The organism is Kocuria sp. LHG3120 (assembly GCF_049897445.1).
In the GTDB taxonomy this organism is placed as follows: domain Bacteria; phylum Actinomycetota; class Actinomycetes; order Actinomycetales; family Micrococcaceae; genus Kocuria; species Kocuria rosea.
Map to the genome: position 1 here is coordinate 15269 of NZ_JAFCWG010000008.1, position 25272 is coordinate 40540.

General features: G+C 73.4%; 24 protein-coding genes. 17 read left to right on the forward strand and 7 right to left on the reverse strand.

Annotation, left to right across the window (positions count from 1 at the left end):
- Nucleotides 1–61: 61 nt before the first annotated feature.
- The gene (locus ACP7CD_RS15170) at nucleotides 62–796 is read right to left on the reverse strand and encodes a GAF and ANTAR domain-containing protein (RefSeq protein ID WP_017832111.1); all 735 of its coding nucleotides are present in this window, start codon (nucleotides 794–796) and stop codon (nucleotides 62–64) included.
- A 227-nt stretch (nucleotides 797–1023) separates the two neighbouring features.
- Here ACP7CD_RS15170 and ACP7CD_RS15175 point away from each other — a divergent pair, with 227 nt between their 5' ends.
- Complete coding sequence (locus ACP7CD_RS15175; RefSeq protein ID WP_272027118.1) at nucleotides 1024–2307, forward strand: glycosyltransferase 87 family protein; 1284 nt, start codon at nucleotides 1024–1026, stop codon at nucleotides 2305–2307.
- Nucleotides 2300–3514 (forward strand): MFS transporter, encoded by a 1215-nt coding sequence (locus ACP7CD_RS15180; protein ID WP_109222253.1) that lies wholly within the window; start codon nucleotides 2300–2302, stop codon nucleotides 3512–3514. The genes ACP7CD_RS15175 and ACP7CD_RS15180 overlap by 8 nt, the downstream gene beginning before the upstream one ends.
- 25 nt (nucleotides 3515–3539) lie before the next feature.
- On the opposite strand, the gene ACP7CD_RS15185 is transcribed toward ACP7CD_RS15180, so the two are convergent.
- The 5 genes from ACP7CD_RS15185 to ACP7CD_RS15205 form a co-directional block, all read right to left on the reverse strand.
- On the reverse strand, nucleotides 3540–4292 hold the full coding sequence (locus tag ACP7CD_RS15185) for a PIG-L deacetylase family protein (RefSeq protein ID WP_017832108.1): 753 nt from the start codon (nucleotides 4290–4292) through the stop codon (nucleotides 3540–3542).
- A 101-nt stretch (nucleotides 4293–4393) separates the two neighbouring features.
- Complete coding sequence (locus tag ACP7CD_RS15190) at nucleotides 4394–5086, reverse strand: signal peptidase I (RefSeq protein ID WP_426120555.1); 693 nt, start codon at nucleotides 5084–5086, stop codon at nucleotides 4394–4396.
- Nucleotides 5083–6066 carry a hypothetical protein gene (locus ACP7CD_RS15195; protein ID WP_109222251.1) on the reverse strand — a complete coding sequence of 328 codons (984 nt, stop codon included), beginning with the start codon at nucleotides 6064–6066 and terminating at the stop codon, nucleotides 5083–5085. The genes ACP7CD_RS15190 and ACP7CD_RS15195 overlap by 4 nt, the downstream gene beginning before the upstream one ends.
- Nucleotides 6067–6088: 22 nt before the next feature.
- Nucleotides 6089–6676 carry a hypothetical protein gene (locus ACP7CD_RS15200; protein WP_109222250.1) on the reverse strand — a complete coding sequence of 196 codons (588 nt, stop codon included), beginning with the start codon at nucleotides 6674–6676 and terminating at the stop codon, nucleotides 6089–6091.
- A 98-nt stretch (nucleotides 6677–6774) separates the two neighbouring features.
- Complete coding sequence (locus ACP7CD_RS15205; RefSeq protein ID WP_426120557.1) at nucleotides 6775–7380, reverse strand: alternate-type signal peptide domain-containing protein; 606 nt, start codon at nucleotides 7378–7380, stop codon at nucleotides 6775–6777.
- 397 nt (nucleotides 7381–7777) lie between these two features.
- Here ACP7CD_RS15205 and fdhD point away from each other — a divergent pair, with 397 nt between their 5' ends.
- The 10 genes from fdhD (at nucleotide 7778) to ACP7CD_RS15255 (ending at nucleotide 19138) form a co-directional block, all read left to right on the forward strand.
- A complete protein-coding gene (gene fdhD, locus ACP7CD_RS15210; RefSeq protein WP_284562741.1) occupies nucleotides 7778–8635 on the forward strand; it encodes a formate dehydrogenase accessory sulfurtransferase FdhD in 858 nt (285 codons plus the stop codon).
- Between the two features lie 40 nt (nucleotides 8636–8675).
- A complete protein-coding gene (locus ACP7CD_RS15215) occupies nucleotides 8676–9410 on the forward strand; it encodes a glutamine amidotransferase (protein WP_426120559.1) in 735 nt (244 codons plus the stop codon).
- Between the two features lie 173 nt (nucleotides 9411–9583).
- Nucleotides 9584–10900 carry an ABC transporter substrate-binding protein gene (locus ACP7CD_RS15220; protein WP_017832101.1) on the forward strand — a complete coding sequence of 439 codons (1317 nt, stop codon included), beginning with the start codon at nucleotides 9584–9586 and terminating at the stop codon, nucleotides 10898–10900.
- 64 nt (nucleotides 10901–10964) lie between these two features.
- On the forward strand, nucleotides 10965–12086 hold the full coding sequence (locus ACP7CD_RS15225) for a carbohydrate ABC transporter permease (RefSeq protein WP_035925905.1): 1122 nt from the start codon (nucleotides 10965–10967) through the stop codon (nucleotides 12084–12086).
- The gene (locus ACP7CD_RS15230) at nucleotides 12083–12979 is read left to right on the forward strand and encodes a carbohydrate ABC transporter permease (protein ID WP_017832099.1); all 897 of its coding nucleotides are present in this window, start codon (nucleotides 12083–12085) and stop codon (nucleotides 12977–12979) included. The genes ACP7CD_RS15225 and ACP7CD_RS15230 overlap by 4 nt, the downstream gene beginning before the upstream one ends.
- Entirely contained in the window at nucleotides 12979–14433 is a 1455-nt protein-coding gene (locus ACP7CD_RS15235) for a GH1 family beta-glucosidase (RefSeq protein WP_017832098.1), read from the forward strand. The genes ACP7CD_RS15230 and ACP7CD_RS15235 overlap by 1 nt, the downstream gene beginning before the upstream one ends.
- Nucleotides 14434–14474: 41 nt before the next feature.
- Complete coding sequence (locus ACP7CD_RS15240; protein ID WP_017832097.1) at nucleotides 14475–15494, forward strand: LacI family DNA-binding transcriptional regulator; 1020 nt, start codon at nucleotides 14475–14477, stop codon at nucleotides 15492–15494.
- Between the two features lie 73 nt (nucleotides 15495–15567).
- A complete protein-coding gene (locus ACP7CD_RS15245) occupies nucleotides 15568–16629 on the forward strand; it encodes a Gfo/Idh/MocA family protein (RefSeq protein WP_043738391.1) in 1062 nt (353 codons plus the stop codon).
- 76 nt (nucleotides 16630–16705) lie between these two features.
- A complete protein-coding gene (locus ACP7CD_RS15250) occupies nucleotides 16706–17809 on the forward strand; it encodes a CPBP family intramembrane glutamic endopeptidase (RefSeq protein WP_017832095.1) in 1104 nt (367 codons plus the stop codon).
- Between the two features lie 9 nt (nucleotides 17810–17818).
- Entirely contained in the window at nucleotides 17819–19138 is a 1320-nt protein-coding gene (locus ACP7CD_RS15255) for a M18 family aminopeptidase (protein WP_035925927.1), read from the forward strand.
- 136 nt (nucleotides 19139–19274) lie between these two features.
- Here ACP7CD_RS15255 and ACP7CD_RS15260 read toward each other — a convergent pair whose 3' ends face one another.
- Nucleotides 19275–20732 (reverse strand): glyceraldehyde-3-phosphate dehydrogenase, encoded by a 1458-nt coding sequence (locus tag ACP7CD_RS15260; protein WP_017832093.1) that lies wholly within the window; start codon nucleotides 20730–20732, stop codon nucleotides 19275–19277.
- 210 nt (nucleotides 20733–20942) lie between these two features.
- Here ACP7CD_RS15260 and ACP7CD_RS15265 point away from each other — a divergent pair, with 210 nt between their 5' ends.
- The 5 genes from ACP7CD_RS15265 to ACP7CD_RS15285 are packed head-to-tail and all read left to right on the forward strand — an operon-like array spanning nucleotide 20943 to nucleotide 25249.
- Nucleotides 20943–21872 carry a carbohydrate kinase family protein gene (locus ACP7CD_RS15265; protein WP_035925929.1) on the forward strand — a complete coding sequence of 310 codons (930 nt, stop codon included), beginning with the start codon at nucleotides 20943–20945 and terminating at the stop codon, nucleotides 21870–21872.
- A 43-nt stretch (nucleotides 21873–21915) separates the two neighbouring features.
- Nucleotides 21916–22434: a YbhB/YbcL family Raf kinase inhibitor-like protein gene (locus ACP7CD_RS15270; protein ID WP_017832091.1), complete on the forward strand. Its 519-nt coding sequence runs from the start codon at nucleotides 21916–21918 to the stop codon at nucleotides 22432–22434.
- A 14-nt stretch (nucleotides 22435–22448) separates the two neighbouring features.
- Nucleotides 22449–23327: an HAD family hydrolase gene (locus tag ACP7CD_RS15275; RefSeq protein WP_229587237.1), complete on the forward strand. Its 879-nt coding sequence runs from the start codon at nucleotides 22449–22451 to the stop codon at nucleotides 23325–23327.
- A gap of 10 nt (nucleotides 23328–23337) precedes the next feature.
- Entirely contained in the window at nucleotides 23338–24162 is an 825-nt protein-coding gene (locus tag ACP7CD_RS15280) for a glycerophosphodiester phosphodiesterase family protein (protein ID WP_017832089.1), read from the forward strand.
- A gap of 40 nt (nucleotides 24163–24202) precedes the next feature.
- The gene (locus ACP7CD_RS15285; RefSeq protein ID WP_017832088.1) at nucleotides 24203–25249 is read left to right on the forward strand and encodes an enoyl-CoA hydratase/isomerase family protein; all 1047 of its coding nucleotides are present in this window, start codon (nucleotides 24203–24205) and stop codon (nucleotides 25247–25249) included.
- The last annotated feature ends 23 nt before the right edge of the window (nucleotides 25250–25272 follow it).

A 25272-nucleotide genomic window follows, 5' to 3' on the forward strand; every position in this document is an offset into this window, starting at 1 on the left:
CCCGCACGCACGCGGCCCCGGTCCCTCCGCGGGAGCGGAGCAGTGCCCGCCGGAGGGGCCCTCAGCGGTCGAAGTGGGTGGTGGCCGGGCCCTGTCCGACGGTGGCGACCAGCTCCGCGGCCAGGTCGCGCAGCTTGACGTTGCGGTGGCTGGAGGCGGACCGGAGGATGTCGAAGGCCTGCTCCTGGGTGCAGCGGTTCTGGCCCATGACGATGCCCACGGCGAGATCGATGGTGGTGCGCGAGGCCATGGCCGCCTTCAGGTCCGCCTCGGCGTCCCGGTGCTTCTCCATCCGCACGGCCAGGCGCAGCGCGCTGGAGGCGGAGGCCACCTCGCGCTGGATGACCTCGATCGTCGCCCGGTCGAACTTGTGCGGACGGTCGGCGTAGACGTCCAGGGCCGCCGAGGCCTCGCCGGCGAGGTCCAGGGGCACCCCCAGGGCGGAGAGGATGCCGTGGGCGGCGGCGGCCCGGCCGTACTCGGGCCACCGGGGATCGGAACGGGTGTCCGGGACGTGGACCAGCCGGTTCTCGCGGGACGCCGTGAGGCACGGCCCGTCGCCGTAGTGGTACTGGATCTCGTCCAGGGCCTCGGCCGCGGGGCTCGAGGAGGCCACGGTGGAGGACCGCTTCGGCCGGAGCAGGGTGACCGCGCACCACACCTCGTCCCCGTCGGTGGACAGGGCCTGGGCGATGCGGCCCGAGAGGGCGTCGAGGAAGGACGCGATGTCCTCGCTCTCGAGCAGCAGCTCGTGCGGGGACGCCCCCGCCGGGCCGCCCGTCTGGTGCTCCGTCATGGTTCTCCTCCGGTGCTCGCGGCAGGCACGCGGTCCCGGTTGCCCGGGGGCCGTGCCGTCGCGGTGTCTCCGACGTGTGAGGGTCCATCATGCCGTGTTCCCGGGCCGTCGGTCCCGGCCCCGGGCCGACCGGGACGGGGGGGCGGGACCGGGCGGGCTTAGAGTGGGTGCCGCAACCTCCGCCTGCGTCCGCTCCGGCACGCACCGACCCGAGAACTGAGGCCCTGGTGAGCGTTCCGTCCGCCGCCGTCGCGTCCCGCACCGGACGCTCGACGGCGCTGACCGGCCTGGTGTGGCTGCTGCTGGCGGGCGTGCTGGTGCGGTCCGTGTGGCTGGTCCTCGACAGCAGCATCGACCTGGACGTCTACCGGCTCGGCGGGATGGCCGTGGTGGACCGGCACGGCTTCGACGACGAGCTCTACGGCCCCGGGCTCAGCCCGGACGGCGACGGCGGGCTGCCGTTCACCTACCCGCCGTTCGCGGCGCTGCTGTTCGTGCCGCTCGCCTTCCTCCCCGAGCGGCTCACCGAGCTCGCCCTGGGGCTCGCCTCGATGGGCGTCGCCGCGGTCCTCTCGGCCGTGCTCCTGCGCCGGGCGGCCGCCCGCGGCCGGCCGCTGCCCCTGCAGGCCCTGCTGGGCCCCGCCACCGCCGTGGCCGCCGGCACCGCCGTGCTGCTGTGGTCGGGGCCGTGGATGCGCAACGTGGGTCTCGGGCAGATCAACGCGCTGCTCATGGCCCTGGCGCTCTACGACCTGCTGCGCACCCGCGACGACACCCTGCTGGGCCGGATCCCGCGCGGGTTCTGGATCGGCCTGGCCGCCGGCATCAAGCTGACCCCCCTCGCGTTCGGGCTGGTGTTCCTCGTGCGCGGACAGCTGCGGCCGATCCTCACGATGGGCCTCACCTTCGCCGCGACCGTGGTGATCGGGTTCCTGGCGCTGCCGCGGGACGCGGTCGTGTTCTGGACCGAGGCCGTGCTCAGCGACGAGCGCGTCGGCGACACCGCGTACGTCGACAACACCTCGCTGCAGGGGGTGCTCCTCCACCTCGGCGTCCCCGGGGGGCCGGAGCCCCTGCTGCGCGGGGTCCTGCTCCTCGCCGCGGTCGTGGGCGTCGCCCTGCTGATCCGGGTCCTCGCCGCCCGGGGGATGATCCTCTCCGTGGTGGCGGTCAACGCCCTCCTCATGCTCTACCTGTCCCCGGTCACCTGGTCCCACCACCACGTGTGGTGGGGGCTCGTGTGCACGGCGCTGTGGGTCGAGGCGTGGCCGGCGTTCCTCCGGGACGGTCCGCGCCGGCTCGCCCTGGTGCTGGGCGGGGTCGCGCTGGTGGGCCTGTACGTCGGGCCGATCCGCTGGGACGCGTGGCTGAGGCCGGTGGGGGTCCCCGGGCCGGCGATCGACGCCGTGGCCGCGCTGCCCTATCTCGCCCTGTTCCTGCTCCTGGGCCTGTGGGTGGTCACCGGGCTGCGGGCCGGGGCCCGGGAGAACCGCGGGGCCGGTCGTGGCTGAGCCCGGCGGCTGGACCGGCTACGACCGCGGCAGCCGGGGCTACCGCCGGGTGCTGCTGGCGCTGCTGTGCGCCGGCGTGGCGACGTTCGCCCAGCTCTACTCCGTGCAGGGCGTGCTGCCCCTTCTGGCCGCGGACCTCGGGATCGACGCCGCGCGGGCCTCCCTGGGCGTCTCCGCCGCGACCTTCGGCCTCGCCGTGGGCGTCCTGCCGTGGTCCGTGGTCTCCGACCGGTGGGGCCGGCTGCGGACCATGGTCATGGCCGTCGTCTCCGCCACGGTCCTGGGGCTCGTCATGCCCCTGGCGCCGAGCTTCGAGGCCGTGGTGGCGCTGCGCTTCGCGGAGGGCATCGCCCTGGGCGGGATCCCCGCCGTGGCCATGGCCTACCTCGCGGAGGAGCTCGACCGCCGGCACGCCGCCGTGGCCGCCGGCACCTACGTGGCGGGCACCAGCCTGGGCGGCCTCGCCGGGCGCATCATCGCCGCACCCGTGGGCGACGCGTTCGGCTGGCGGACCGGCACGATCACCGTGAGCGTGCTCGCCGCGCTCGCCGCCGTGGTCTTCGTCCTCATCGCCCCGCGCCAGCGCGGGTTCGTGCGCCAGACCGTCCGGCTCACCGGGCCGGCCGGGCTGCTCGGGCGGCTGGGGGCGAACCTGGCGGACCGCGGTCTGCTGGTGCTCTACCTGCAGGGCTTTCTGCTCATGGGCGGGTTCGTGGCGATCTACAACTACCTGGGCTTCCACCTCGGCGAGGAGCCGTTCGGGGTGTCCCAGACCGTGGTGAGCCTCCTGTTCCTCGCCTACCTCTCGGGCACCTGGTCCTCCGGGACGGCCGGCCGGATCGCGGCGGCCCACGGGCGCCGGGTGGTCCTCGCGAGCAGCGGGACCGTGATGCTCGCCGGGCTGCTGGCCACGCTGGTCCCGTCGATCCCCGTGATCGTCGTGGGGCTGCTGCTGTTCACCGCGGGCTTCTTCGCCGCGCACGCCGTGGCGTCCGGGTGGGTCCCGGTGCGCTCCCGCACCGGCAAGGCGCAGGCCTCGTCCCTCTACACGCTCTTCTACTACGCGGGCTCGTCCGTGCTGGGCACGGCCGGCGGGGTCTTCTACACGGTCACCGGCTGGGCCGGGACCGTCGGTTTCGTGGCGGCCCTCGTGGTCCTCGCCGTGCTGCTGGTGCTCCTGGTCCTCCGGGAGCCCGAGCCGGCCTGAGCGCTCCGCGCCGGCGGAGCCGGGCTCAGTCCTCCGTGCCGCCCCACCGCAGGGGGAGCACCTCGAAGGAGCTCGCGAGCGGCACCCCGAGCCGCTCGCCCACGGCGGCGGCGTTGCCCCGCAGGAAGGCGTCCGGGTCGAAGTCGGTCCAGCCCAGGCCCTCGAGGTAGGCGCCGTGCGCGCGCAGGGACTCCACGCCGGCGTCGAAGGTCTCCGTGACGTCCGCCGCGTGCCGGGAGTCGGGCGAGGCCGCCGCCCATACCGCCAGCACGTCGGGCCACGGCTGCAGGCCCGCCTCGACCTGCTCCGGGAAGACCCACCGGTTGCCGGCGTCCCGCACGGCGTCCAGGGTGGCCCGGCCCGTGGCGATGTGGTCGGCCTGGTTCAGGTTGGTGGCGCCGTCCCAGGTGTCGCGGAAGTTGTTGGTGATGACCACGTCCGGGCGGTGCCGGCGGACCACCTCCGCGATCCGGCGCCGCAGCGCCACCCCGTACTCGAGCACCCCGTCCGGCAGGTGCAGGAACTCCACCTGCTCCACGCCCACGACCCGGCAGGACTCCCGCTGCTCCGCCTCCCGCAGCGGACCGCACTGCTGCGGCTCGAGGCCGTCGATGCCGGCCTCGCCGCTGGTGACGAGGCAGTACACCACGTCCTTGCCCTGTCCGGTCCAGCGGGCCACGGCCGCGGCGGCGCCGAACTCCATGTCGTCCGGGTGCGCCACCACCACCAGGGCGCGCTGCCAGTTCTCGTCGACGTGCGTGAGCGGGGTCTCGGTCATGGTCCCCATCATGGCCCCGCCGCCGGGGACCGGCAACGGCGGCTCGCCCGGCGTCGACGGTCCGGCAGGCCGCCCCGGCCCCCGGGCGAGCGCTGCGCCGCTCAGCGGCCGGCGGCGGCGGGCACCAGCGGCAGCGCCTCCGTCGGGGCCTCCGCCGGGGACGCCTGCTCCCCGGCCGGGAACTGCTCCGCCACGCCGCCGGCGCCGTGGTCCCGCTCCGCGTCCCTGTCCGCGTCCGTGCTCTCGTCCGCGCTCTCGTCCGTGGGCCGGGCGCGGTCCCGGACGGCGCCCACGAGCTGCCACAGCGCGTAGCCGAACAGCGCCGCGGCGACCAGCACGATCCCGCTGCGCTTCTGCTCCGCGTCCAGGAGGGTGGCGGCGTAGCCGGCCCAGGGCACGTGGTACTTCACCAGGCCGCGCAGCTGGGTGGCGGTGACCGGCTCCGCGTCCGGGGCGGCGTTGGCGTCGCCCTGGGTCGTGAAGCTGCGCCGCCCCTCGCCGTCCACCGCGACGCCCACGATCCGGTGGGTCACGAGGGTCGGGTCGTCCGGACGGGGCATGAACGTCACGACGTCCCCGGTGCTCAGTCCCGCGGCGTCGTCCTCGCCCTCGAGCGGGGCGATCACGACCTGGCTGCCGGTCGGGACGGTCGGCTCCATCGAGCCGGAGAGCACCGTCAGGGGCACCCAGCCGAGCGCGAGCGGGAGGACGACGACGGCGAGCAGCAGCGCGGCCACCGCGGTCAGGGCGAGCACGAGCAGCGGGTGGAGGGTCTTGCGGAGCACGGTGGTCATGACGGGAGTCCTTCACAGTTGATGTTGTGGCTTGCGCCGGCCGTCCTGACCGTCCACGCATAGGCGCTGTCCACGTGGGGGATGGCTCCGCCCGTGAGCACGGCCCGGACGAGGACGTCGTAATCCTGATTCTTCTCGTGGCCCGCGACACTCCGGAGCTCGTCGGTGGACAGCCGGATCTCCCGTGCGGAGCCGTCGGTCAGCCGCTTCACCGGCGTGGGCGCCACGGTGCTGCCCCTCGGGCGGACCAGGAGGTGCCACTCCGCCACGGCCGGAGCGCCGGTCCAGGACCACCGGAGCTGTGCGGCGCTGGTGTCCGCACCGCAGCGCGCCGCGTCCTGGGCCGTCGGGCGGTCGGGCGCGGTCACAGGGGGCTGCTCCACGGGAGGCGCCTCCACGGTGAACGGCGCCGTCCAGGAGCGGGTCGTCGACCAGGTGCCGGCCCCGAGGGTGCTGGCCTCCACCACGGTGACGACCTGCAGCACCTGCCCGTCGAGCGCACGGAGCGCGTCCTCGGCGACGGCGTCGGTCGAGACGGTCAGGCACAGCCCGGCAGGCCGGTCGTGCTCCAGGGACGCCCGCGTCCCGCCGTCGACGCGGGCCGGGGCGGATCCTCCGGGTGCGGTGGCGGTCCACTCGGCCGGCGCCGCGCCGTCGTCGCAGGCCGCGCCGGTGCGGTACGCGAAGCGCATGCCCGCCGGCGCGGCCACGGACCGCCCGGCGGAGTCCACCAGGGAGACCTGCACCGGCCGGTACCGGACGTCGAAGCCGGACGTGCTGGTCAGGGTCGCGGCGCCTCCGGCGCCCTCGACCGCGGCGATCTCGAAGCCGATCCGGCCCGTGGTCATGGTGGGCACCTCGGCGAGGGCGGTGGCGGACCAGCGGGCGTGGGTCCCGCCGTTCGGGGTCGTGAGCACGATGACGGCGAGCAGGACGAGGACGCCGAGCACGTAGGCCGTGGGAGTGCGGTACTGGCTCATGGGAGCTCCTGGGGGAGGGGGGTCAGTGCTGGGTGAGGGCGACCGTGAGCGGGCCCGGCGTGACGGTCGTGCCCTGGGCGGCGGGGTCCGGGGACACCTCGTAGGAGACGGTGACGTCGTAGACCGCGCCGTCGTGGGCCGAGGTCACCGTCCAGGAGGACGGCCCGGGCTGCGGCGGCGCGCCGGAGACCGGCACGAGCTCGACGCGGGGGACGACCGCGCCGCCGGCCGGCACGCCGGGATCGACCGTGAGGGTCGCGGCGAGGTTCGCGCCCTCGACGTCGAGGACCGCGCGGGTCGTGACGACGACCGTGTCGCCGGGGGCCAGCGCGGACAGGGCGTCCGCCGCTCCGGTGAGGTCGGTGGTTCCGCGCCGGAGGGCACCGGTCGTGGGATCGACGTCGGTGCGGTGGAGGGTCGCCCGCGCGGGCTCCAGCGCCACGTCGAGGGCGCCGGTGCTGACGGCCTGCGTCTCGAGCGGTGCCGTGTCGGACCACCGGGCGGCCGTTCCGAGGCTGTTGCCCAGCAGGGTCAGCGCCAGGAGCGCGGCCGCGGCGGCGGCGAGGGCGCGGCCGGCGGTCGAGGGGCGGGAGCGGGAAGTGCGCGTCATGGGGGCCTCTGGGGGTGAGACGGAGCGAGACGGGGACGGGGCACCCCGGTGCGACATCGTCGCTACACCGGGGTGCCGTGGGGCCGGTCGGCCCCGCGTCACACGTTCTGCACGAGCGTGAGCTTCATGGCGTCCAGGGCGAAGTTCTCGTCCTGCATCGTCTGCCCGTTAGTGAGCTGCTCCGGCCAGGTGATCTTCGCCGTCACTGTGATCGGCTGACCGTTGTCCGCCGGCGTGACCCGGTACTTGCCGTCGCCGTCCGTGTCCTGGTCGGCCAGACCCGTGATCGTGACGTCGTAGCCCAGGGCGTCGTGGGCCAGCATCTGCTGGATGCCGGTCGGCAGCTCGGAGGTGTCCACGGAGAGGGTGCCGGTGACGTTCTTGCCCTCGGCGACCACGGAGCTGCCGACGGTGTAGGACAGCGAGTCGCCGGGGACCATTTCGAAGGAACCGAAGTCCTCGAGCACGCCGTGCTGATCGGACCACTGGGTCGTGGTGATCTTGCCGAGCTGGAGCTTGCCGGTGGACACCGAGGTGCCGGCGGCGAAGATGTCCTTGTCGTCGGACCACTTGGAGAAGGTGCCGCCGCCGGCGGCGAGGAGGCCGACGGCCACGGCGCCGGCCAGGACGGCCTTGCCGGCGCGCCGGTTCCGGCCGGCCTTCGCGGTGGACTCGGACAGGGGGGTCTGCGCTGCAGTGTTCATGGTTCCGCCTTCGAGCGAGAGAGGGGTGAGAGGAGAGGCCGCGCGGGATCGGTGCGCGTGTGGTGCCGGGCATCCGGTGGGGTGTCGGCGGAGGCGGCGTGCACCCGGTCCCCCCGGATCACGGGGGACGGGGTGCCCGCTGCGACGGCCGCGCCTCGGCGCGCCGGCCCGTGGAACCGCAGTGGATCGCCCGGAGGATCCGCCGGCAGCCCTGCCGCCGAATTCCCTTGACACGTCAACTCTAGACAAAAGTCTATGAATAAGAACAGAACATGCCTGTCCCCACTTCGCCCGACGTTACTGCTCGGTAATGCCGCCGCTTCGGCCCCCGCGGGCCGCGCCCATAGGATGCCGGGGGAGGGCTCCCACCCGGTGGAGCCGGGACCGGAGGACCGCCATGACCCGAGCTTCCCAGCGGCGCCGCGTGCACCGGTACACCGCCGACGGCGGCGGGACCGGACGCGCGGACACCCTGGCCGGTGAGGAGCCCCTGGAGATCCGGCTCGACGGCAGGCCGTTCACCGTCACGATGCGCACCCCGGGTCACGACTTCGACCTCGTGGCCGGGTTCCTCGTCTCCGAGGGCGTGGTGCGCGCGCCGGCCGAGATCGTGCAGATGGACTACCGCAGCGGCATCGGCCCGGACGGGCAGCGGACCTACAACGTGGTGGAGGTGCGGCTCGCGCCGGGGGTCGCCCTGCCGGACACCTCCATGGAGCGGCACGTCTACACGTCGTCGTCGTGCGGGGTCTGCGGCACGGCGTCCATCGAGGCCGTCACCAAGGTCTCCTCGTTCGACCCCGCCGCGGACCGGACCGGGCTCCCCGTGCCCGCGCTGCTCGCCCTGCCGGACCGGCTGCGCACCGGGCAGAAGCTGTTCGCCACGACCGGCGGCGTCCACGCCGCGGGGCTCTTCCGCTTCCCGGACGGCCCCGGCGGCGACGGTGCCGGCGAGCCCGAGCTGCTGTGCGTGCGGGAGGACGTGGGGCGGCACAACGCCGTGGACAAGGTGGTGGGCTGGGCCCTGCGCGAGAACCTCCTGCCCCTGGGCTCCACCGTGCTCCAGGTCTCGGGCCGCGCCTCGTTCGAGCTGGTGCAGAAGGCGTACATGGCCGGCGTCCCGGCGCTCGCGGCCGTCTCGGCGCCCTCGGCCCTCGCCGTGGACCTCGCGGAGCGGACGGGGGTCACCCTGCTCGGCTTCAGCCGCGGCACCTCCTTCAATGCCTACGCGCACCGGGAGCGCCTGGTCCCCTGAGCGGGCGGGGGGAGCCCCCGCCGCTGGCTACGATGGGGTCATGAAGCCCTTCCTGCTGCTCGCCACCCGCGCCGAGGACGACGTCGCGGACGAGGAGTACGAGACCATCTGCCGCTTCAGCGGCCTGCAGGAGAGCCACCTCCACCGGGTCCGGCTGGAGGCCGGGCCCATGCCGCCGATCGACCTCGAGCGCTACTCCGGGGTCGTCATCGGCGGGTCCCCGTTCAACTCCTCCGACCCGCCGCAGCAGAAGTCGGAGGTGCAGCGGCGGGCCGAGTCCGAGATGCGGGACCTGCTCGACGAGGTCGTCGCCCGGGACTTCCCGCTCCTCGGCGCCTGCTACGGCGTCGGCACCCTCGGTACGCACCAGGGCGGGATCGTGGACCGCACCCGCGGCGAGGAGATCGGCGTCATCGAGGTCACCCTGACCGAGGAGGGGCTGCGGGACCCGCTGCTCCGGGAGTTCCCGCCGGCGTTCCACGGGTTCGTGGGGCACAAGGAGGGCACGCGCACCCTGGCGCCCGCAGCCGTCCTGCTCGCGACCGGCGCGGACTGCCCCGTCCAGATGTTCCGGATCAAGCAGAACCTCTACGCGACCCAGTTCCATCCCGAGCTCGACGCCCCCGCCCTGCTCCGCCGGATCGAGGCGTACAAGGAGCACGGGTACTTCCCGCCGGCCGAGGCCGAGGACGTCAAGGACCGGATCCGCACGGGGCCGCCCGTGACCGAGCCCGAGAAGATCCTCGCCGCCTTCGTGGACCGCTACGCCCGCTGACGCGTCGCGGACGGGCCCGTCCCGTCCTCGCCGCACGACGCGGAGCGACTTCTCCGAGATCTGAGAGAGCGCTCTCTTGACGGTGTGAGCCACGGCACATACAGTCGAGGCACAGCAGAGAGAGCGCTCTCTCAAGAGCAGCTCCTCTCCAGCCCTTCACACAAGGAGTGACCGTGGGACACACGCGACTCAAGCGAACGACAGCCCTGGCGGGTGCGGCGGCACTGGCAGCCGTCGCCACGGGGTGCGGCGGGGGCGGAGGCGAGCCGGCCAGCGCCGACAACCCCGTCGAACTCACCGTCACCACCTTCGGGACCTTCGGCTACGACGACCTCTACGGCGAGTACGAGGAGCTGAACCCGGGCGTGACCATCAAGGCCACGAACATCGACCGCGGCTCGAACGCGCGCACGGACGCCTTCACCAAGATCGCCGCCGGGTCCGGGCTCAGCGACGTCACCGCCATCGAGGAGGGCTGGCTCGGCTCGATCATGGAGGTCTCCGACCAGTTCGTGGACCTCAACGAGCACGGCGCGGCCGACATCAAGGACAACTGGGTGCCGTGGAAGTTCGAGCAGGGGACCGACCCGGAGGGCCGCGTCATCGGGTACGGCACCGACATCGGTCCCCAGGGCCTCTGCTACAACGGAAAGCTCTTCGAGGAGGCCGGTCTGCCCAGCGACCGCGAGGAGGTCGCGGAGCTCTTCGGCGGCGACGACGCCACCTGGGAGACCTACTTCGAGCTCGGCCGCGAGTACCAGGAGACCACGGGCAAGGCCTGGTACGACCAGTCCGGCTTCGTGTGGAACTCGATGGTCAACCAGCTCGACGAGGGCTACTACACCGCCGACGGCGAGCTGAACGTGGAGGGCAACGAGCAGCTGCGCGAGCGCTTCGACCTGCTCGCCGCGGGCACGCTGGACGGCCTCTCCGCCAACCAGACCCAGTTCGACTGGGGCAACGGCCAGGCCTTCGTGGACGGCTCCTTCGCGACCTTCGTCTGCCCCGGCTGGATGCTCGGCACCATCGAGGGCCAGCTCGAGTCCGCCGGCGGCGGCGAGGGCAGCGGGTGGGACTTCGCCGACGTCTTCCCGGGCGGCGCCTCCAACTGGGGCGGCGCGTTCCTCTCCGTCCCGGAGACCTCCGAGCACCCGGAGGAGGCGGCGAAGCTCGCGGCCTGGCTCACCGCGCCCGAGCAGCAGGTCAAGCAGTCGGCCAAGGCGAACAACTTCCCCAGCACCATCGAGGCCCAGGAGAAGCTGGTCGAGGACGCCGAACCGAACCCCGTGTTCAACGACGCACCCACCGGGGTGATCCTCGCGTCCCGCGCCGAGGGGGTCGTCGCCCAGTTCAAGGGCCCGCACGACTCCGTGATCCAGGAGAACGTCTTCCTGCCGCCGCTGAAGCGCCTCGACGCCGGGACCGCCACGGCCGACGAGGCCTGGGACGAGGCCCTCGCGCTTCTCGACGACCTGGTCGTCAACAACTAGCAGGACCCGGCCACGGGGCCTCCGGAATCCGCCGGAGGCCCCCTCACGGAAGCGCGAGACCCTCATGACCACGACAGCCCACCGCCCCGCCGCCGCAGCGCCCGCCGCGCCGGCGCCGAGTCCGCCCAGGCCGACCCGCAGACAGCGGCTCATCGTCCTGGACCTGAAAGCCTCCCCCTACCTGTACATCGCGCCCTTCTTCGTCCTCTTCGGAGTGGTGGGGCTCTTCCCGCTCGGGTACACGTTCTTCGTCTCGCTCTTCGACTGGCACCTGCTCACCGGCCGGGGCGAGTTCGTGGGGCTGGGCAACTTCACCGAGGTGCTGCGGGACCGGTTCTTCTGGAACTCGCTGTTCAACACGGTGAGCATCTTCCTGCTCTCGAGCATCCCGCAGCTGGCGGCCGCGGTGCTGATCGCGGCGGTCCTGGACCAGAACCTGCGCGCCAGGACGCTGTGGCAGATGAGCGTGCTGCTGCCCTACGTGGTCACCCCGGTGGCCGTGGCCATGATCTTCACGAACATGTTCGGCGAGCAGTACGGGCTCATCAACAACATCCTCGGCAGCTTCGGGGTCGACCCGATCCTGTGGAAGAACGAGACGCTGCCCAGCCACATCGCCATCGCCGCCATGGTCAACTGGCGCTGGACCGGCTACAACGCGCTGATCCTGCTCGCGGCGATGCAGGCGGTGCCCCGTGACCTGTACGACGCCGGCGCGATCGACGGCGCGGGCCCTCTCCGCCGGTTCTTCAGCATCACCCTGCCGAGCATCCGTCCCACGATGGTGTTCGTGGTCATCACGACCACCATCGGCGGCCTCCAGATCTTCACGGAGCCGAGGCTCTTCGACCCCGTGGCCGCGGGCGGCACGCAGCGCCAGTTCCAGACCACGGTCCTCTACCTCTGGGAGATGGCCTTCCAGCGGCAGAACTTCGGCAAGGCCGCGACCATCGCCTGGCTGCTCTTCCTCCTCATCCTGCTCTTCGGCCTGGTCAACTACCTGGTCTCGCGCCGCATCGCGACGGCGTCCGACGGGGGGAGGCCGCCGCGCAGGACCGGGCGCGGGGCCGATCGGCGGCGGAGGCCGCGTGCGGTGGACGCCGTCGTCCCCGACGCGGCGGCGAACACCGGCACCGGCGCGCCACGGGCGGCCGCAGCACCGACGACCACGAGGAGGACACGATGACCGTCACCGGCGCACCCACGAGGACCAGGACGCGGCGGCCGCGGGCGGTGCCCGTGCGCCGGCGGATCTTCGGGGACGGGCACCGCCCCGGCTTCCTCACCTACGGCCTGCTGTCCGCGTTCTTCCTGGCCAGCGCCTATCCGCTGTGGTGGTCGGTGATCATCGGCAGCCGCTCCAACGAGGCCCTCGGGCGCACCTGGCCGCCGCTGCTGCCGGGCGGCAACTTCTGGACGAACGTGGGCGAGGTCTTCGACACCATCCCCTTCTGGCTGGCCCTCGGCAACAGCGTGCTCATCTCGGGGATCATCACCGTCTCGGTGGTCACGTTCTCCACCCTCGCCGGGTACGCGTTCGCCAAGCTGCGGTTCAAGGGGCGCGACGGCCTCATGGTCGCGGTCGTCGCGACCATGGCCATCCCCACGCAGCTCGGCATCATCCCGCTGTTCATGCTCATGCGCGAGCTCGGCTGGACCGGCGAGATCGGGGCGGTCGTCGTGCCCACCCTCGTCACGGCGTTCGGCGTGTTCTTCATGCGCCAGTACCTCGTGGACGTCATCCCCGACGAGCTCATCGAGTCGGCCCGGATGGACGGGGCGTCGATGATCTCCACCTTCTGGCACGTCGCGCTCCCCGCGGCCCGCCCGGCCATGGCCATCCTCGGCCTGTTCACCTTCATGACGGCGTGGACCGACTTCCTGTGGCCGCTGCTCGTCCTCGACGCGAGCAACCCCACCCTGCAGACGGCGCTGAGCCAGCTGCAGTCGGCCCGCTACGTGGACTACTCGATCGTCCTCGCCGGCGCCGTCATGGCCACGCTTCCCCTCCTGGCGCTCTTCGCCGTCGCGGGCAGACAACTCATTTCCGGAATCATGCAAGGAGCAGTGAAGGGCTAATGCCGAACAACGCAGAAGACGCAGCCGTGCACCACCGCAGCTGGCCCGAGGGCTTCCTCTGGGGCTCGGCCACCGCCGCGGCCCAGGTGGAGGGCGCCGGGCACGAGGGCGGCAAGGAGGACTCCGTCTGGGACGCCTTCGCCCGTCTGCCGGGCGCCGTGGCCAACGGCGACACCCTGGAGGACGCCGTGCAGCACTACCACCGGATGCCCGAGGACGTGCGGATCATGAAGGAGCTCGGGCTCGGCTCCTACCGCTTCTCCACGAGCTGGGCGCGGGTGCGTCCCGGTGACCGGGCCCCGAACCCCGAGGGCCTGGACTTCTACTCCCGCCTGGTCGACGAGCTGCTCGAGGCCGGCATCCTGCCCTGGCTGACCCTGTACCACTGGGACCTGCCGCAGGCGCTCGAGGAGAAGGGCGGGTGGGCCCACCGGGACACCGCGCACCGTTTCCTCGAGTACGCCGACGACGTGCACTCGGTGCTCGGCGACCGGGTGCGGCACTGGACCACGTTCAACGAGCCCTTCTGCTCGTCGCTGCTCGGCTACGCGGCCGGGGTCCACGCGCCCGGCCGGCAGGACCCCCGGGCCGCCGTCGCCGCCGTGCACCACCAGCACCTGGCCCACGGCCTCGCGGTCGAGCACCTGCGGTCCCGCGGTGCCGAGCACCTGGGCATCACCCTCAACCTCAGCAACTCGATCCCCCGAGACCCCTCGGACCCGGTGGACCTCGACGCCGCCCGGCGGTTCGACTCCCTGCAGAACCGCCTCTTCCTGGACCCCATCCTGCGCGGCGCGTACCCCGAGGACACCCTCGCGGACCTGGACCGGTTCGGCCTCCGCGATCTCGTCCGGGACGGTGACCTCGCGACCATCGGGGCGCCCCTCGACTTCCTCGGCGTGAACCACTACCACGACGACCTCATCAGCGGGCACCCGGAGTCCTCCGGCGGCGACGGCCACTCCGGCGGCGCCAGCCGCCCCACGTCCTCATGCTGGATCGGCTCCGAGGACATCGCGTTCCCGAGCCGCGGCCTGCCGCGCACGGCGATGGACTGGGAGGTGAACCCGGACGGGCTGCGGAAGCTCCTGGTGCGCCTGGGCGAGGAGTACCCCGCGCTCCCGCCCCTGTACGTCACCGAGAACGGCGCCGCCTACGACGACGTCGTCAGCGACGACGGCGCCGTCCACGACACGGAGCGCACCGAGTTCGTCCTCGGCCACATCGCGGCCGTGGGGGAGGCCATCGACCAGGGCGCGGACGTCCGCGGCTACTTCGTGTGGTCGCTGCTGGACAACTTCGAGTGGTCGTGGGGCTACGGCAAGCGCTTCGGCGTGGTCCGGGTGGACTACGGGACGTTCGAGCGCACGGTCAAGGACAGCGGTCGCGCCTACGCCGGGGTCATCGCCGCCGCCGCGGACCGCACGCCGGTGGCCCCGTCCACGGGCGCCTAGCATTGATGCCAGCCCACCCGCCGAGAGCACCGGAGATGATCATGACGCAGCGCGCAGGCGGCCCCCGGCCCGTGCCGACGCTCGAGATGGTGGCCGCGCTGGCCGGGGTCTCGCGGGCGACCGTGTCCCGGGTGGTGAACGACTCGCCCAGCGTCGACCCCGAGCTGGCGCAGTCGGTGCGGAAGGCCATCGAGGCCCTCGACTACACCCCGAACCGGGCGGCGCGTTCGCTGGCGAAGCGACGGGCCAACTCGGTCGCCCTGATCATCCCGGAGTCCACGTCCAAGGTGTTCGCGGACCCGTTCTTCACGACCGTGGTCCAGGGCATCGCGATGTACCTGACGGACACCGACTTCACCCTGAACATGGTCATCGCGTCCGAGGCGAAGCCCGAGAAGACCCGCAGCTTCCTGCTCGGCGGCAACGTGGACGGTGCCCTGGTGGTCTCGCACCACAGCGGCGACCACTCGTGGACCCACCTCTCGGGGTCGCTGCCCATGGTGTTCGCGGGTCGCCCGCTCGTCGGCGCCGAGGACGCCTACTACGTGGAGGTCGAGAACGAGGCCGCTGCCTGCAGCGCCACCCGGCTGCTCACCGCGAGCGGGCGGCGGAGCATCGCGACCATCGCCGGGCCGCAGGACATGCCCCCGGGCATCGACCGGCTGGCGGGCTGGCGGACCGCGGTGCGGGAGGCCGGGCTGGACGAGCAGCTGGTGGAGGTGGGCGACTTCACGCTCGCCTCGGGGGCCCGGGCCATGCAGCGGCTGCTGGACCGCGGCCGGCCGGTCGACGCCGTGTTCGCCGCGAACGACCAGATGGCGGCCGGGGCGTACACCGTGATCCAGGGCCGCGGCCTGCGCATCCCGGAGGACATCGCCGTGGTGGGCTTCGACGACGACTCCTTCGCGACGTCGGTGACCCCCGCGCTGACCACGGTGAACCACCCGATCGTCGAGCTCGGCCGGAAGATGGCCGAGACCCTCGTCGACATGATCGAGGGCCGGCCGACGGACCGGGTGACCATCATGTCGACCTCGCTCGTGCTCCGGGACTCCGTCTAGTCCTTCCCGCCCCGAGCCGGGCGACGCCCCGGCGCCGTCGTCGGCGTCCCCGGATCCTCCCCGAAAGGCCACCATGCCCCCTCCAGCCCTCCCCGCCCCGGTGACGGGCGACGACCCCGCGACGGCGACCGGCCGTCCCGTGCACTGGGGCGTCGTCGCCACCGGGTCGATCGCCGGCCGCGTGGTCGAGGACCTGGCGCTGCTCGACGACGCCGTGCTCTCGGCCGTCAGCTCCCGCTCCCGGTCCTCCGCCGAGGCGTTCGCCGAGCGCTTCGGCGCGGCCCGGAGCCACCACGACCACGACGGCACCACCGGCTGGGAGCGCCTCGTCGCGGACCCCGCCGTGGAGGTCGTCTACGTCGCCACGCCCCACGCCCAGCACCACGCCGTGGCCCGCGCGGCCCTCGAGGCCGGCAAGCACGTGCTCTGCGAGAAGCCGCTGACCATGAACGCCCGGGAGGCGGGGGAGCTGCGGGAGCTCGCCCGGGCGCGCGGGCTGTTCCTCATGGAGGCGGTGTGGACGCGCTTCCTGCCGAGCTTCGGGCGCGCCCTCGACATCGTCCGCTCCGGCGAGATCGGCCGGGTCCGCTGGCTCCAGGCGGACCTCGGCGCCCCGGTGCCGTACGACCCCGGGTCCCGGCTCTGGGATCCCGCGGCGGGCGGAGGGGCCCTGCTGGACCTCGCCGTGTACCCGCTCACCTGGGCGCTCGCGGCGCTCGGCGCACCGGCCGGCCTCACGGCCCACGGCGTCCTCCACGAGGACGGCGTGGACCTGCACAACGGCCTGACCCTCACCTGGGCGGACGGCGCGCACGCCCACCTCACCACGTCCATCGAGACGGACTGCCCGGGCACGGTGACCATCAGCGGGACGGACGGCTGGCTGCGCACCGGGGCGCCCCTCTACCACCCCGGTGAGCTCGTGGTCCGGTCCGGGGGAGCCGCGCCGCGGACCGAGCGCTTCCGGGCCGCCGGGCACGGCTTCGCCCACGAGCTGCGGGAGGTGACCCGGTGCCTCCAGGCCGGCCTGACCGAGAGCCCGCGCATGCCGCTCGCGGACACCGTGCTGGTGCTGGAGCTGCTCGACGACGCGCGCCGGCAGATGGGCCTGCGCTACCGCAGCGACCTGCCCTGACCGGCGGGCGCCACGACGGGGCGCCCCCGAACTGTCGCGTGTCCGGAAGGGACCGGCTGCGGATACCGTGGGAGGCATGACCACGCGCGCCGCCCCCTGGAGGCAGGGATCCCTCGACGACGACCCCTCGGGCCCCGGGCCCCGGCTCCTGCCGTACCACCGGCTCGGCCACGCCGACCCCGACCACCGGTGGTGGAAGCCGCTCGTGGAGCTGCTGCTCTTCGGCGCCTTCTACGGGGTGCTGGCCATCGTGTTCGGCATCGTGTGGGCCGTGGGGCTCGTGGCCGTGCGCGGCGAGGAGGCCCTGGACGAGGTCTTCCTCGGGGGCACGGAGCTGGACATGATGGACCCGGCGATCTTCTTCATGCTGTTCTTCTCCCTGGTCCTCATGATCCCGGCGCTCCTCGCGGCCCGGGCCATCACGGGCCCCCGCCCCCTCGGGCTGCTGCTGTCCGTGACGGGACGGCTGCGCTGGGGCCTCCTCGGCCGGTGCCTCCTCGTGGCCCTTGCCGTCTACGCGGTGGGCCAGGCGGCCGCCCTCCTCGTGGAGTACGCGCTGCTCGGCTCGCTGACCGCCCCGCAGCCGGTGGAGGGCTTCTGGTGGCTGATCGCCATGATCGTGCTGGTGGTCCCGCTGCAGTGCGCGGCGGAGGAGCTCGTCTTCCGGGGCTACCTGCTGCAGACCGTGGGACGGTGGCTGCGCCGGCCCGTGTTCGCGATCCTGCTGCCGGTGCCCCTGTTCACGTTCGGGCACCTGTACGACGCCTGGGGGCTGCTGGCGGTCGCGGTCATGGCGGTCGTCGCCGGCTGGCTGACCTGGCGCACCGGCGGGCTCGAGGCGGCGATCGCCCTGCACGTGGTCAACAACGTCATCGCCACGCTCTTCGGCGCGCTCGGCCTGGCCGACCCGGACGCCGAGGAGTCGTCCTGGGTGGCCCTCGCCCTCTCGGCGGGCCTGCAGCTGCTCTTCGCGTGGCTCGTGGTCCGCGGCGCGCGCCGGCGCGGCGTGGAGGTGACCCGGACCGTGCACCCGCCGCGGCCGGCCCTCCTCCTCGCGGCCGGCCCCGGACCCGGTGGGGAGGGCCGTGGGCCCGGAGCCTGGGTGTGCCCCGGCCCGCCCGCCTGTCCCGGTCACTGGGCGGGACAGGCGCCCGGACGCGCGCCCCAGCACCTTTCGTAGACTGACGGCATGGAACCCCGCACCGCAGTCGACCCCCGGTCCGCCGTCGAGGACCTCGGCCGCTACGTGATGGAGTCGCCGAGCTCCTTCCACGCCGCGCACGCCGCCGCCGCCCGGCTGGAGGAGGCGGGCTTCGTCCGCCTCGACGAGACGGAGGACTGGGCCCGGACCGGCGTCCGCGGGCGGCGCTACGTGCTCCGCGACGGGGCTGTCATCGCGTGGGCCACCCCGGCGGAGGTCCCCCCCGCGGCGGGGTTCCGGATCCTCGGTGCGCACACCGACTCGCCGGGCTTCAAGCTCAAGCCGAGGCCCACCACCACGGCCCACACCTGGCACCAGGCCGGGGTCGAGACCTACGGCGGGGCGCTGCTGAACTCGTGGCTGGACCGCGAGCTGCGCCTGGCGGGCCGGCTCGTGGTCCGCGGGACGGACGGCGCCCCGGTGGAGCACCTGACCGCCACCGGCCCCGTGGCCCGCATCCCGCAGCTCGCCATCCACCTGGACCGCGAGGCCAACAAGGGCCTGCAGCTCGACCGCCAGCAGCACGTGCAGCCGATCTGGGGAGTGGGGCAGCCGGAGGACGCGGACGTCCTCGCGCTGCTGGCCGAGCACGCGGACGGCGGGCCCGTGGACCCGGCCCGCATCGTCGGCTACGACGTGGTGCTGGCGGACGCCCAGCCCCCCGCCGTGTTCGGGCAGGGCGGTACGCTGTTCGCCTCCGGGCGGCTGGACAACCTGTCCTCCGTGCACGCCGGGCTGAGCGCGCTCGCCCGCGAGGCCGAGGCGGTCGAGCAGGGCCGGCACATCGCGGTGCTCGCCGCGTTCGACCACGAGGAGATCGGCTCCCGCACCCGCTCCGGCGCCGCGGGACCGTTCCTCGAGGACGTGCTGGTGCGCATCGGTGAGGGCCTGGGCCGCTCCGCCGCCGAGCACCGGCGCTCCCTGGCCGGGTCCGTGTGCCTGTCCGCCGACGCCGGGCACCTGGTGCACCCCAACTACCAGGGCCACCACGACCCCGTGAACCAGCCGGTGCCGGGGGCGGGGCCGCTGCTGAAGATCAATGCGGACCAGCACTACGCCACGGACGCCGTGGGCGCCGGGATCTGGGCCGAGGCCTGCGCGCGCGCCGGTGTGGGCTACCAGGAGTTCGTCTCCAACAACCGGGTGCCGTGCGGGTCCACCATCGGGCCCATCACCGCGGCCCGGCTGGGGGTGCGCACGATCGACGTCGGCATCGGCCTGCTGTCGATGCACTCGGCCCGGGAGCTGTGCCACGTGGACGACGTCGCCGCCCTCGGGGCGGTCGCGGGGGCCTTCTACACCGCCTGACCCGCCGCGACGCCGTTCGAGGGGCGCCGTCTGCTCGACCTGCTGCGCGGGGGGTCGCCACTGAACGGTGCGAGTCGGTCGTTCCGTTCGGTGGCGACCCCTCGGCGCGGACGGTTCGCGGCCGGCGAGGGGCGGCTCAGCCGGGGATCGACGCCGTGCCGACCGCGACCCGCTCGGCCGGGAACTGCGGCATCGCGATGTCGGCCATCCGGGCGAGCACCCGCACGACCTGGCAGGAGTAGCCGAACTCGTTGTCGTACCAGACGTAGAGCACCAGCGAGCTGCCGTTGACGATCGTCGCGAGACCGTCGACGACGCCCGCGCGGCGGGAGCCCACGAAGTCGGTAGACACGATCTCGGGGGAGTCGGTGTAGTCGATCTGCTTGCGCAGGGACGAGTTCAGCGAGATGTCCTTCAGGTACTGGTTGACCGCGTCCTCGGACTCCGGGGCCTGCTCGAGCTGCAGGTTGAGGATGGCCATGGACACGTCCGGGGTGGGGACGCGGATCGCGTTGCCCGTCAGCTTGCCGGCCATCTCCGGCAGGGCCTTGGCCACGGCCTTCGCGGCGCCGGTCTCGGTGATGACCATGTTGAGGGCGGCGGAGCGGCCCCGGCGGTCGCCCTTGTGCCAGTTGTCGATGAGGTTCTGGTCGTTGGTGTAGGAGTGGACCGTCTCCACGTGGCCCTGCGCGATGCCGTACTTGTCGTGCAGGACCTTCACGACCGGGGTGATCGCGTTGGTGGTGCAGGACGCGGCGGACAGGATGGTGTCCTCCGGGGTGATGACGTCGTCGTTGACCCCGCACACGATGTTCTTCAGGTCGCCCTTGCCCGGTGCGGTGAGCAGCACCTTGGCCACGCCCTTGGCCTGCAGGTGCTTCGAGAGCCCGGCCTCGTCGCGCCACACGCCCGTGTTGTCCACGACGATCGCGTTGTCGATCCCGTAGGCGGTGTAGTCGATCTCGGTGGGGTCGTTCGCGTAGATGAACTTGATGGCCACCCCGTTGGCCGTGATGACGTCGTTCTCCTCGTCGACGTGGATGGTCCCGTCGAACTTCCCGTGCACCGAGTCGCGGCGCAGGAGGGAGGCGCGCTTGACCAGGTCGTTGCCCGGCTTCTTGCGCACCACGACGGCGCGCAGGTTCAGGCCGGTGCCGTCGTTGCGGTTGATGAGGATGCGGGCGAGCAGGCGGCCGATGCGGCCGAACCCGTAGAGCACCACGTCCTGGGACTCCGGGGAGTTCTGGGCCCTGCGGTCCACCACGGGGGCGAGCTCCTCGCGCAGGAACGACTCGAGGTCCTGGTCCGACTCCTGGGCGAGCCGGTTGAGCTTGCCGAGGTCCACCGCGCAGGTGCCGAGGTTCAGCCCGGACATGGCCTCGAGCAGGCGGGTCGTGTCCTCGAGGGGCAGCTCCTCGCCGTCGATCCGGCGGGCGAAGCGGTGCGCCTTGATGATCTGGGTGACGGACTTGTGCACCAGGGAGCGGCCGTAGACCGTCGGCACGACCTTGTTCTCACGGTGCAGGCGTCCGACCAGGGGGACGATGCCCTCGGCGAGCGACTCGCGGTCGGCCCAGCTTTCAGGAGTGCTCAAGAATGACTCTCTTCCTCGGCCGGGGACGTCATCGTGTCCGGCCGTGACGTGCCGCGCCTCGTTGCGCGGTCGGGTGCGCGCCGCTGCGGTTCGCGCAGGACGCCGCCCTCCATTCTAGGGGCACCGGGGGCGGGAAGGGCTCCCGTTACGGGCCCGGCGGGCCGGTCCGGTGCCGGGGGCGGCGGGGCCGGCGGGTGCTACCGTGAGAGCATGCTGACGGTCATCGGTGAGGCGCTCGTGGACGTGGTCTCGAAGCGCGGCCAGGAGCCCCGCGCGCACGCCGGGGGAAGCCCCATGAACGTGGCCGTGGGCCTGGCCCGGCTCGGCCACGAGGTCCAGTTCCTCGGCCGCTACGGCGAGGACGAGTACGGCACGCAGGTCGAGGCGCACCTGCGGGACAACGGCGTGCTCCTGCCCTTCGACGCCGACACGCGGCCCACCTCCGTGGCCGAGGCCGTCATCGGGGAGGACGGCGCCGCGACCTACGACTTCCAGCTCGACTGGTCCCTGGACCTCTCGGACGAGCAGCTGGCCGAGCTGCTCCGGGACACCTCCCTGCTGCACGTCGGGTCGATCGGGGCGATGCTCGAGCCCGGCGCCTCGAAGGTCCTGCACGCCGTGGAGCAGGCCCACCGCTCGGCCCTGATCTCCTACGACCCCAACTGCCGGCCGTCCATCATCCCGGACTCCTCGGACGCCCGGGCCCGGGCCGAGCAGCTCGTGGCCCTCGCCGACGTCGTGAAGGCCTCGGACGAGGACCTCCTGTGGCTGTACCCCCACCGCAGCGTCGAGGAGAGCGCGGGCGCCTGGCTCAAGGCCGGCGCGGAGCTCGTCGTCGTCACCCGCGGGCCCCTGGGGCCCTGGGCCCGCACCCGCGCCACCGGGCCGCGCGGGGTGGAGGTGCCCGCCGCCCGCACCACGGTCGTGGACACCGTGGGGGCCGGGGACTCCTTCATGGCCGCGCTGCTCGGCTGGCTCACCGACCACGGCTACACGGGCGCGCCGGCCCGCGAGCGGATCGACAACCTGGACGAGCAGCAGGTCGGCGAGCTGCTGCGCTACGCCGCCGCGGCGGCCGGCGTCACGGTCTCCCGCGCCGGCGCGGACCTGCCCCGCAAGGACGAGCTGCCCGCGCCCTGACCCGCCCCGACCCCACCCGTCCCGTCCCGTCCAAGGAGAGCCCGTGCCCGAGCGCGACCCGTACGCCGACCTGCCCGACCTGCCGAGCTTCACCCTCACCTCCGAGGACATCTCCGACGGCGGCCCGCTCGCCCCGGCCCAGCTCTCGGGCATCATGGGCGCCGGCGGCCAGGACGTGTCCCCGCAGCTGAGCTGGTCCGGGGCCCCGGAGGGCACGAAGAGCTACGTGGTCACGGTCTTCGACCCGGACGCCCCCACCCCCAGCGGCTTCTGGCACTGGTGCCTGTCCAACATCCCCGCCGACGTCACCTCCCTCGCGCGCGGCGCGGCGTCCGACCCTCCGGCCGGGGCGGTCAAGCACCGCAACGACGGTGGCACCGACGAGTACGTGGGCGCCGCCCCGCCCCCCGGCCACGGGCCGCACCGCTACATCGTGTGCGTGACCGCCGTGGGCGAGGAGCAGATCGAGGTCGACGAGAGCGCCAGCCCCGCCGTCGTCAACTTCCAGCTCTTCAGCTCCGGGATCGCCCGCGCCTGCCTCACCGGGACGCACGAGGCCTAGGTGGCAGTACACCCGTGAGCCCTGATCCGGAGGTCCCCGGGACGGCGCCGATCCGGATGATCGCCAGCGACCTCGACGGCACCGTCCTGGGGCACGACTTCCGCTTCCGCCCGCGCACCGTCGACGCGATCCGCGCCGCCCAGGACAGCGGCATCCACGTGGTGTTCGTGACGGGCCGGCCCATGCGCTGGCTCGACCCGCTGCGCGAGCAGCTCGGCCACGAGGGCGTGGTCATCTGCTCGAACGGGGCGGTGGTCTACGACCTCAGCGCCGACCTGGTCGTGGAGTCGAGCCTGTTCCCGGCCCGGGACGCCTTCGCGGTCATGGACGAGGTCGCGGCCCGGCACCCCGGCACGCTGTTCGCGGCGGAGACCCTCGAGGGGGTCTTCACGGACCACGGGTGGGCCAGGACCGACCGGATGGAGGTCGGCGCCCCCCTGGTCGGGGCGCTGCGGGACCGGCTGCCGGAGGACCAGGGGCTGGTGAAGTTCCTGGCCAAGCTGGACACCGCCGAGCCGCAGGAGTACTTCCGGGCGCTCGCCGAGCTCGTGGCCGGCCGGCTGTCCGTGACGCACTCCGTGGCGGCGGCCCCGCTCGTGGAGATGGGGCAGAAGGGGCTCACCAAGGCGCGCACCCTCGAGCAGTACGCGGCCGAGCGCGGCATCCGCCCGCACGAGGTGATGGCCTTCGGCGACATGCCCAACGACCTCGAGATGCTCACGTGGGCCGCCCACGGCTACGCCATGGCGAGCGGGCACCCCGCGGTCGCGCGGGCCGTGGGCCGCACGGCCCCGCCGTTCGAGGAGGACGGGGTGGCCCAGGTGATCGAGGCCCTGCTGCGCGGCGGCCGACCTGGCGCGTCATGGGCGGGACAATCCGCTACCACGGGGTAACAATAGGGGGGTGACCCCTCCAGCGCACCGGCGCGACGCCCCCGCAGCCCTGGCCCACCGCGGTTTCTGCCGGGACGGTGCCGAGAACACCCTCGACGCCTTCCGGGCGGCCCGGGACCTCGGCTACGAGTGGATCGAGACGGACGTCAACACGACGGCCGACGGGGTGGTCCTGTCCTTCCACGACGAGACCCTCGACCGCGTCACCGGCGGCAGCGGGAAGGTCTCCGCCCTGACCTGGGCGCAGATCAGGGCCGAGCGCGTCGCCGGTGCCGGGCGCATCCCCCGCTTCGCCGACCTGCTGACGGAGCTCCCCGAGCTGAAGTTCAACGTGGACGTCAAGGACGAGGCGTCCGTGGCGGCCCTGCCGGCGCTGCTCCACGAGCTCGGCGCCGTGGACCGGGTGCGGGTGACCTCCTTCTCCGAGAGCCGCCGGCGCCGCACGCTGCGGCGGATCCGCGAGCTGGACGGCCGGACCGTGCCCACGTCCTCCGGCAAGGAGGGGATGCGCCTGCTGCTCGTGTGCTCGTGGCTGGGCGGGCCCACCTGGCGTCTCGCGCGGCGGGCGGCCGCCCGGTGGATCGAGCCGTTCGACACCGTGCAGATCCCCCGCCGGTACCGGGTGCGGGGCGGGGCCGAGGTCCAGCTCGTGACCCCCCGCTTCCTGGACTTCGCCCACCGGCACGGCATCGACGTGCACGTGTGGACCGTCAACGAGACGGCCGAAATGGCGGAGCTGCTCGAGCTCGGGGTCGACGGGATCGTCACCGACCGGGCCGACCTGCTCGCCTCCCTCCTGGCGCAGCGTGGACAGTGGCCGCCCTCCGGCGTGTGAGCCGTGGCACGGCGGCGCGGCCCGTGGCAGGGTGGGAGCCATGACCGACACTGCCACGACCGGCACCGCGCAGCACGTCCTGACCGAGGTCCGCAACGGCACCGGACACATCGTGCTCAACCGGCCCCGTCAGCTCAACGCCCTCACCGCACAGATGTACCGGGACCTCAAGACCGCGCTCGACGCGTGGCGGGACGACGACGCCGTGCGCCACGTGCTCGTCACCTCGGCCTCCCCGCGGGCGTGGTGCGCCGGCGGCGACATCCGGGAGGTCCGCGACGCCGTGCTCGCCGGGCGGACGGAGGAGGCCACGGGGGTGTTCGCCGTCGAGTACGCCCTCGACTGCCTGATCGCGGACTACCCCAAGCCCTACGTGGCGCTCATGAACGGGATCTGCATGGGCGGCGGCATGGGCATCTCCGTGCACGGTTCCCACCGCGTGGTAGGTCCCTCCACGGTCATGGCGATGCCCGAGACGAAGATCGGCTTCTTCACCGACATCGGCGCCTCCTGGTTCCTGCCGCGCGTCTCCCGGCCGGACCACCGCGGCGAACCGGGCCTGGCCGTGGGCCGCTGGCTCGCCCTCGGCGGGCAGCGGCTCGGCGGCGCGGACGCCGTCGCCCTCGGGCTGGCCGACGTCCTCGTGGCGGACGAGGACTTCGAGGCCCTCGCCGGGGCCGTGGTGGAGGAGGGCCCGGAGGACGCCCTCTCCCGCTTCGCGCGCGAGCCCGAGCCGTCCTCCGTGGTGGCGCGGTGGGAGGAGATCGAGGAGCGCTACGGCGCCCCGACCCTCGAGCAGATCGTCGCCGCCGCGCCGGAGGACCTCGCGGGGATGAGCCCCTCCTCGCTGGTGCGCACCTTCGAGCTGCTGGAGCGCGGCGCGGCCGACGACAGCGTGCGCTCCTGCCTCGAGCGGGAGCTGCGCCTCGCCGCGGACACGATCGCCCGCCCCGACTTCGCCGAGGGCGTGCGGGCGGTCCTCGTGGACAAGGACAACCGGCCGGCCTGGGAGCACGCCTCCGTCACGGACGTCGACGTCGCGGCCGTCCGGGCCGTGCTCGACGAGAAGCTGCCGCTGCCCCGCTGACCGGCCGGCACCGGCCCGGCGCG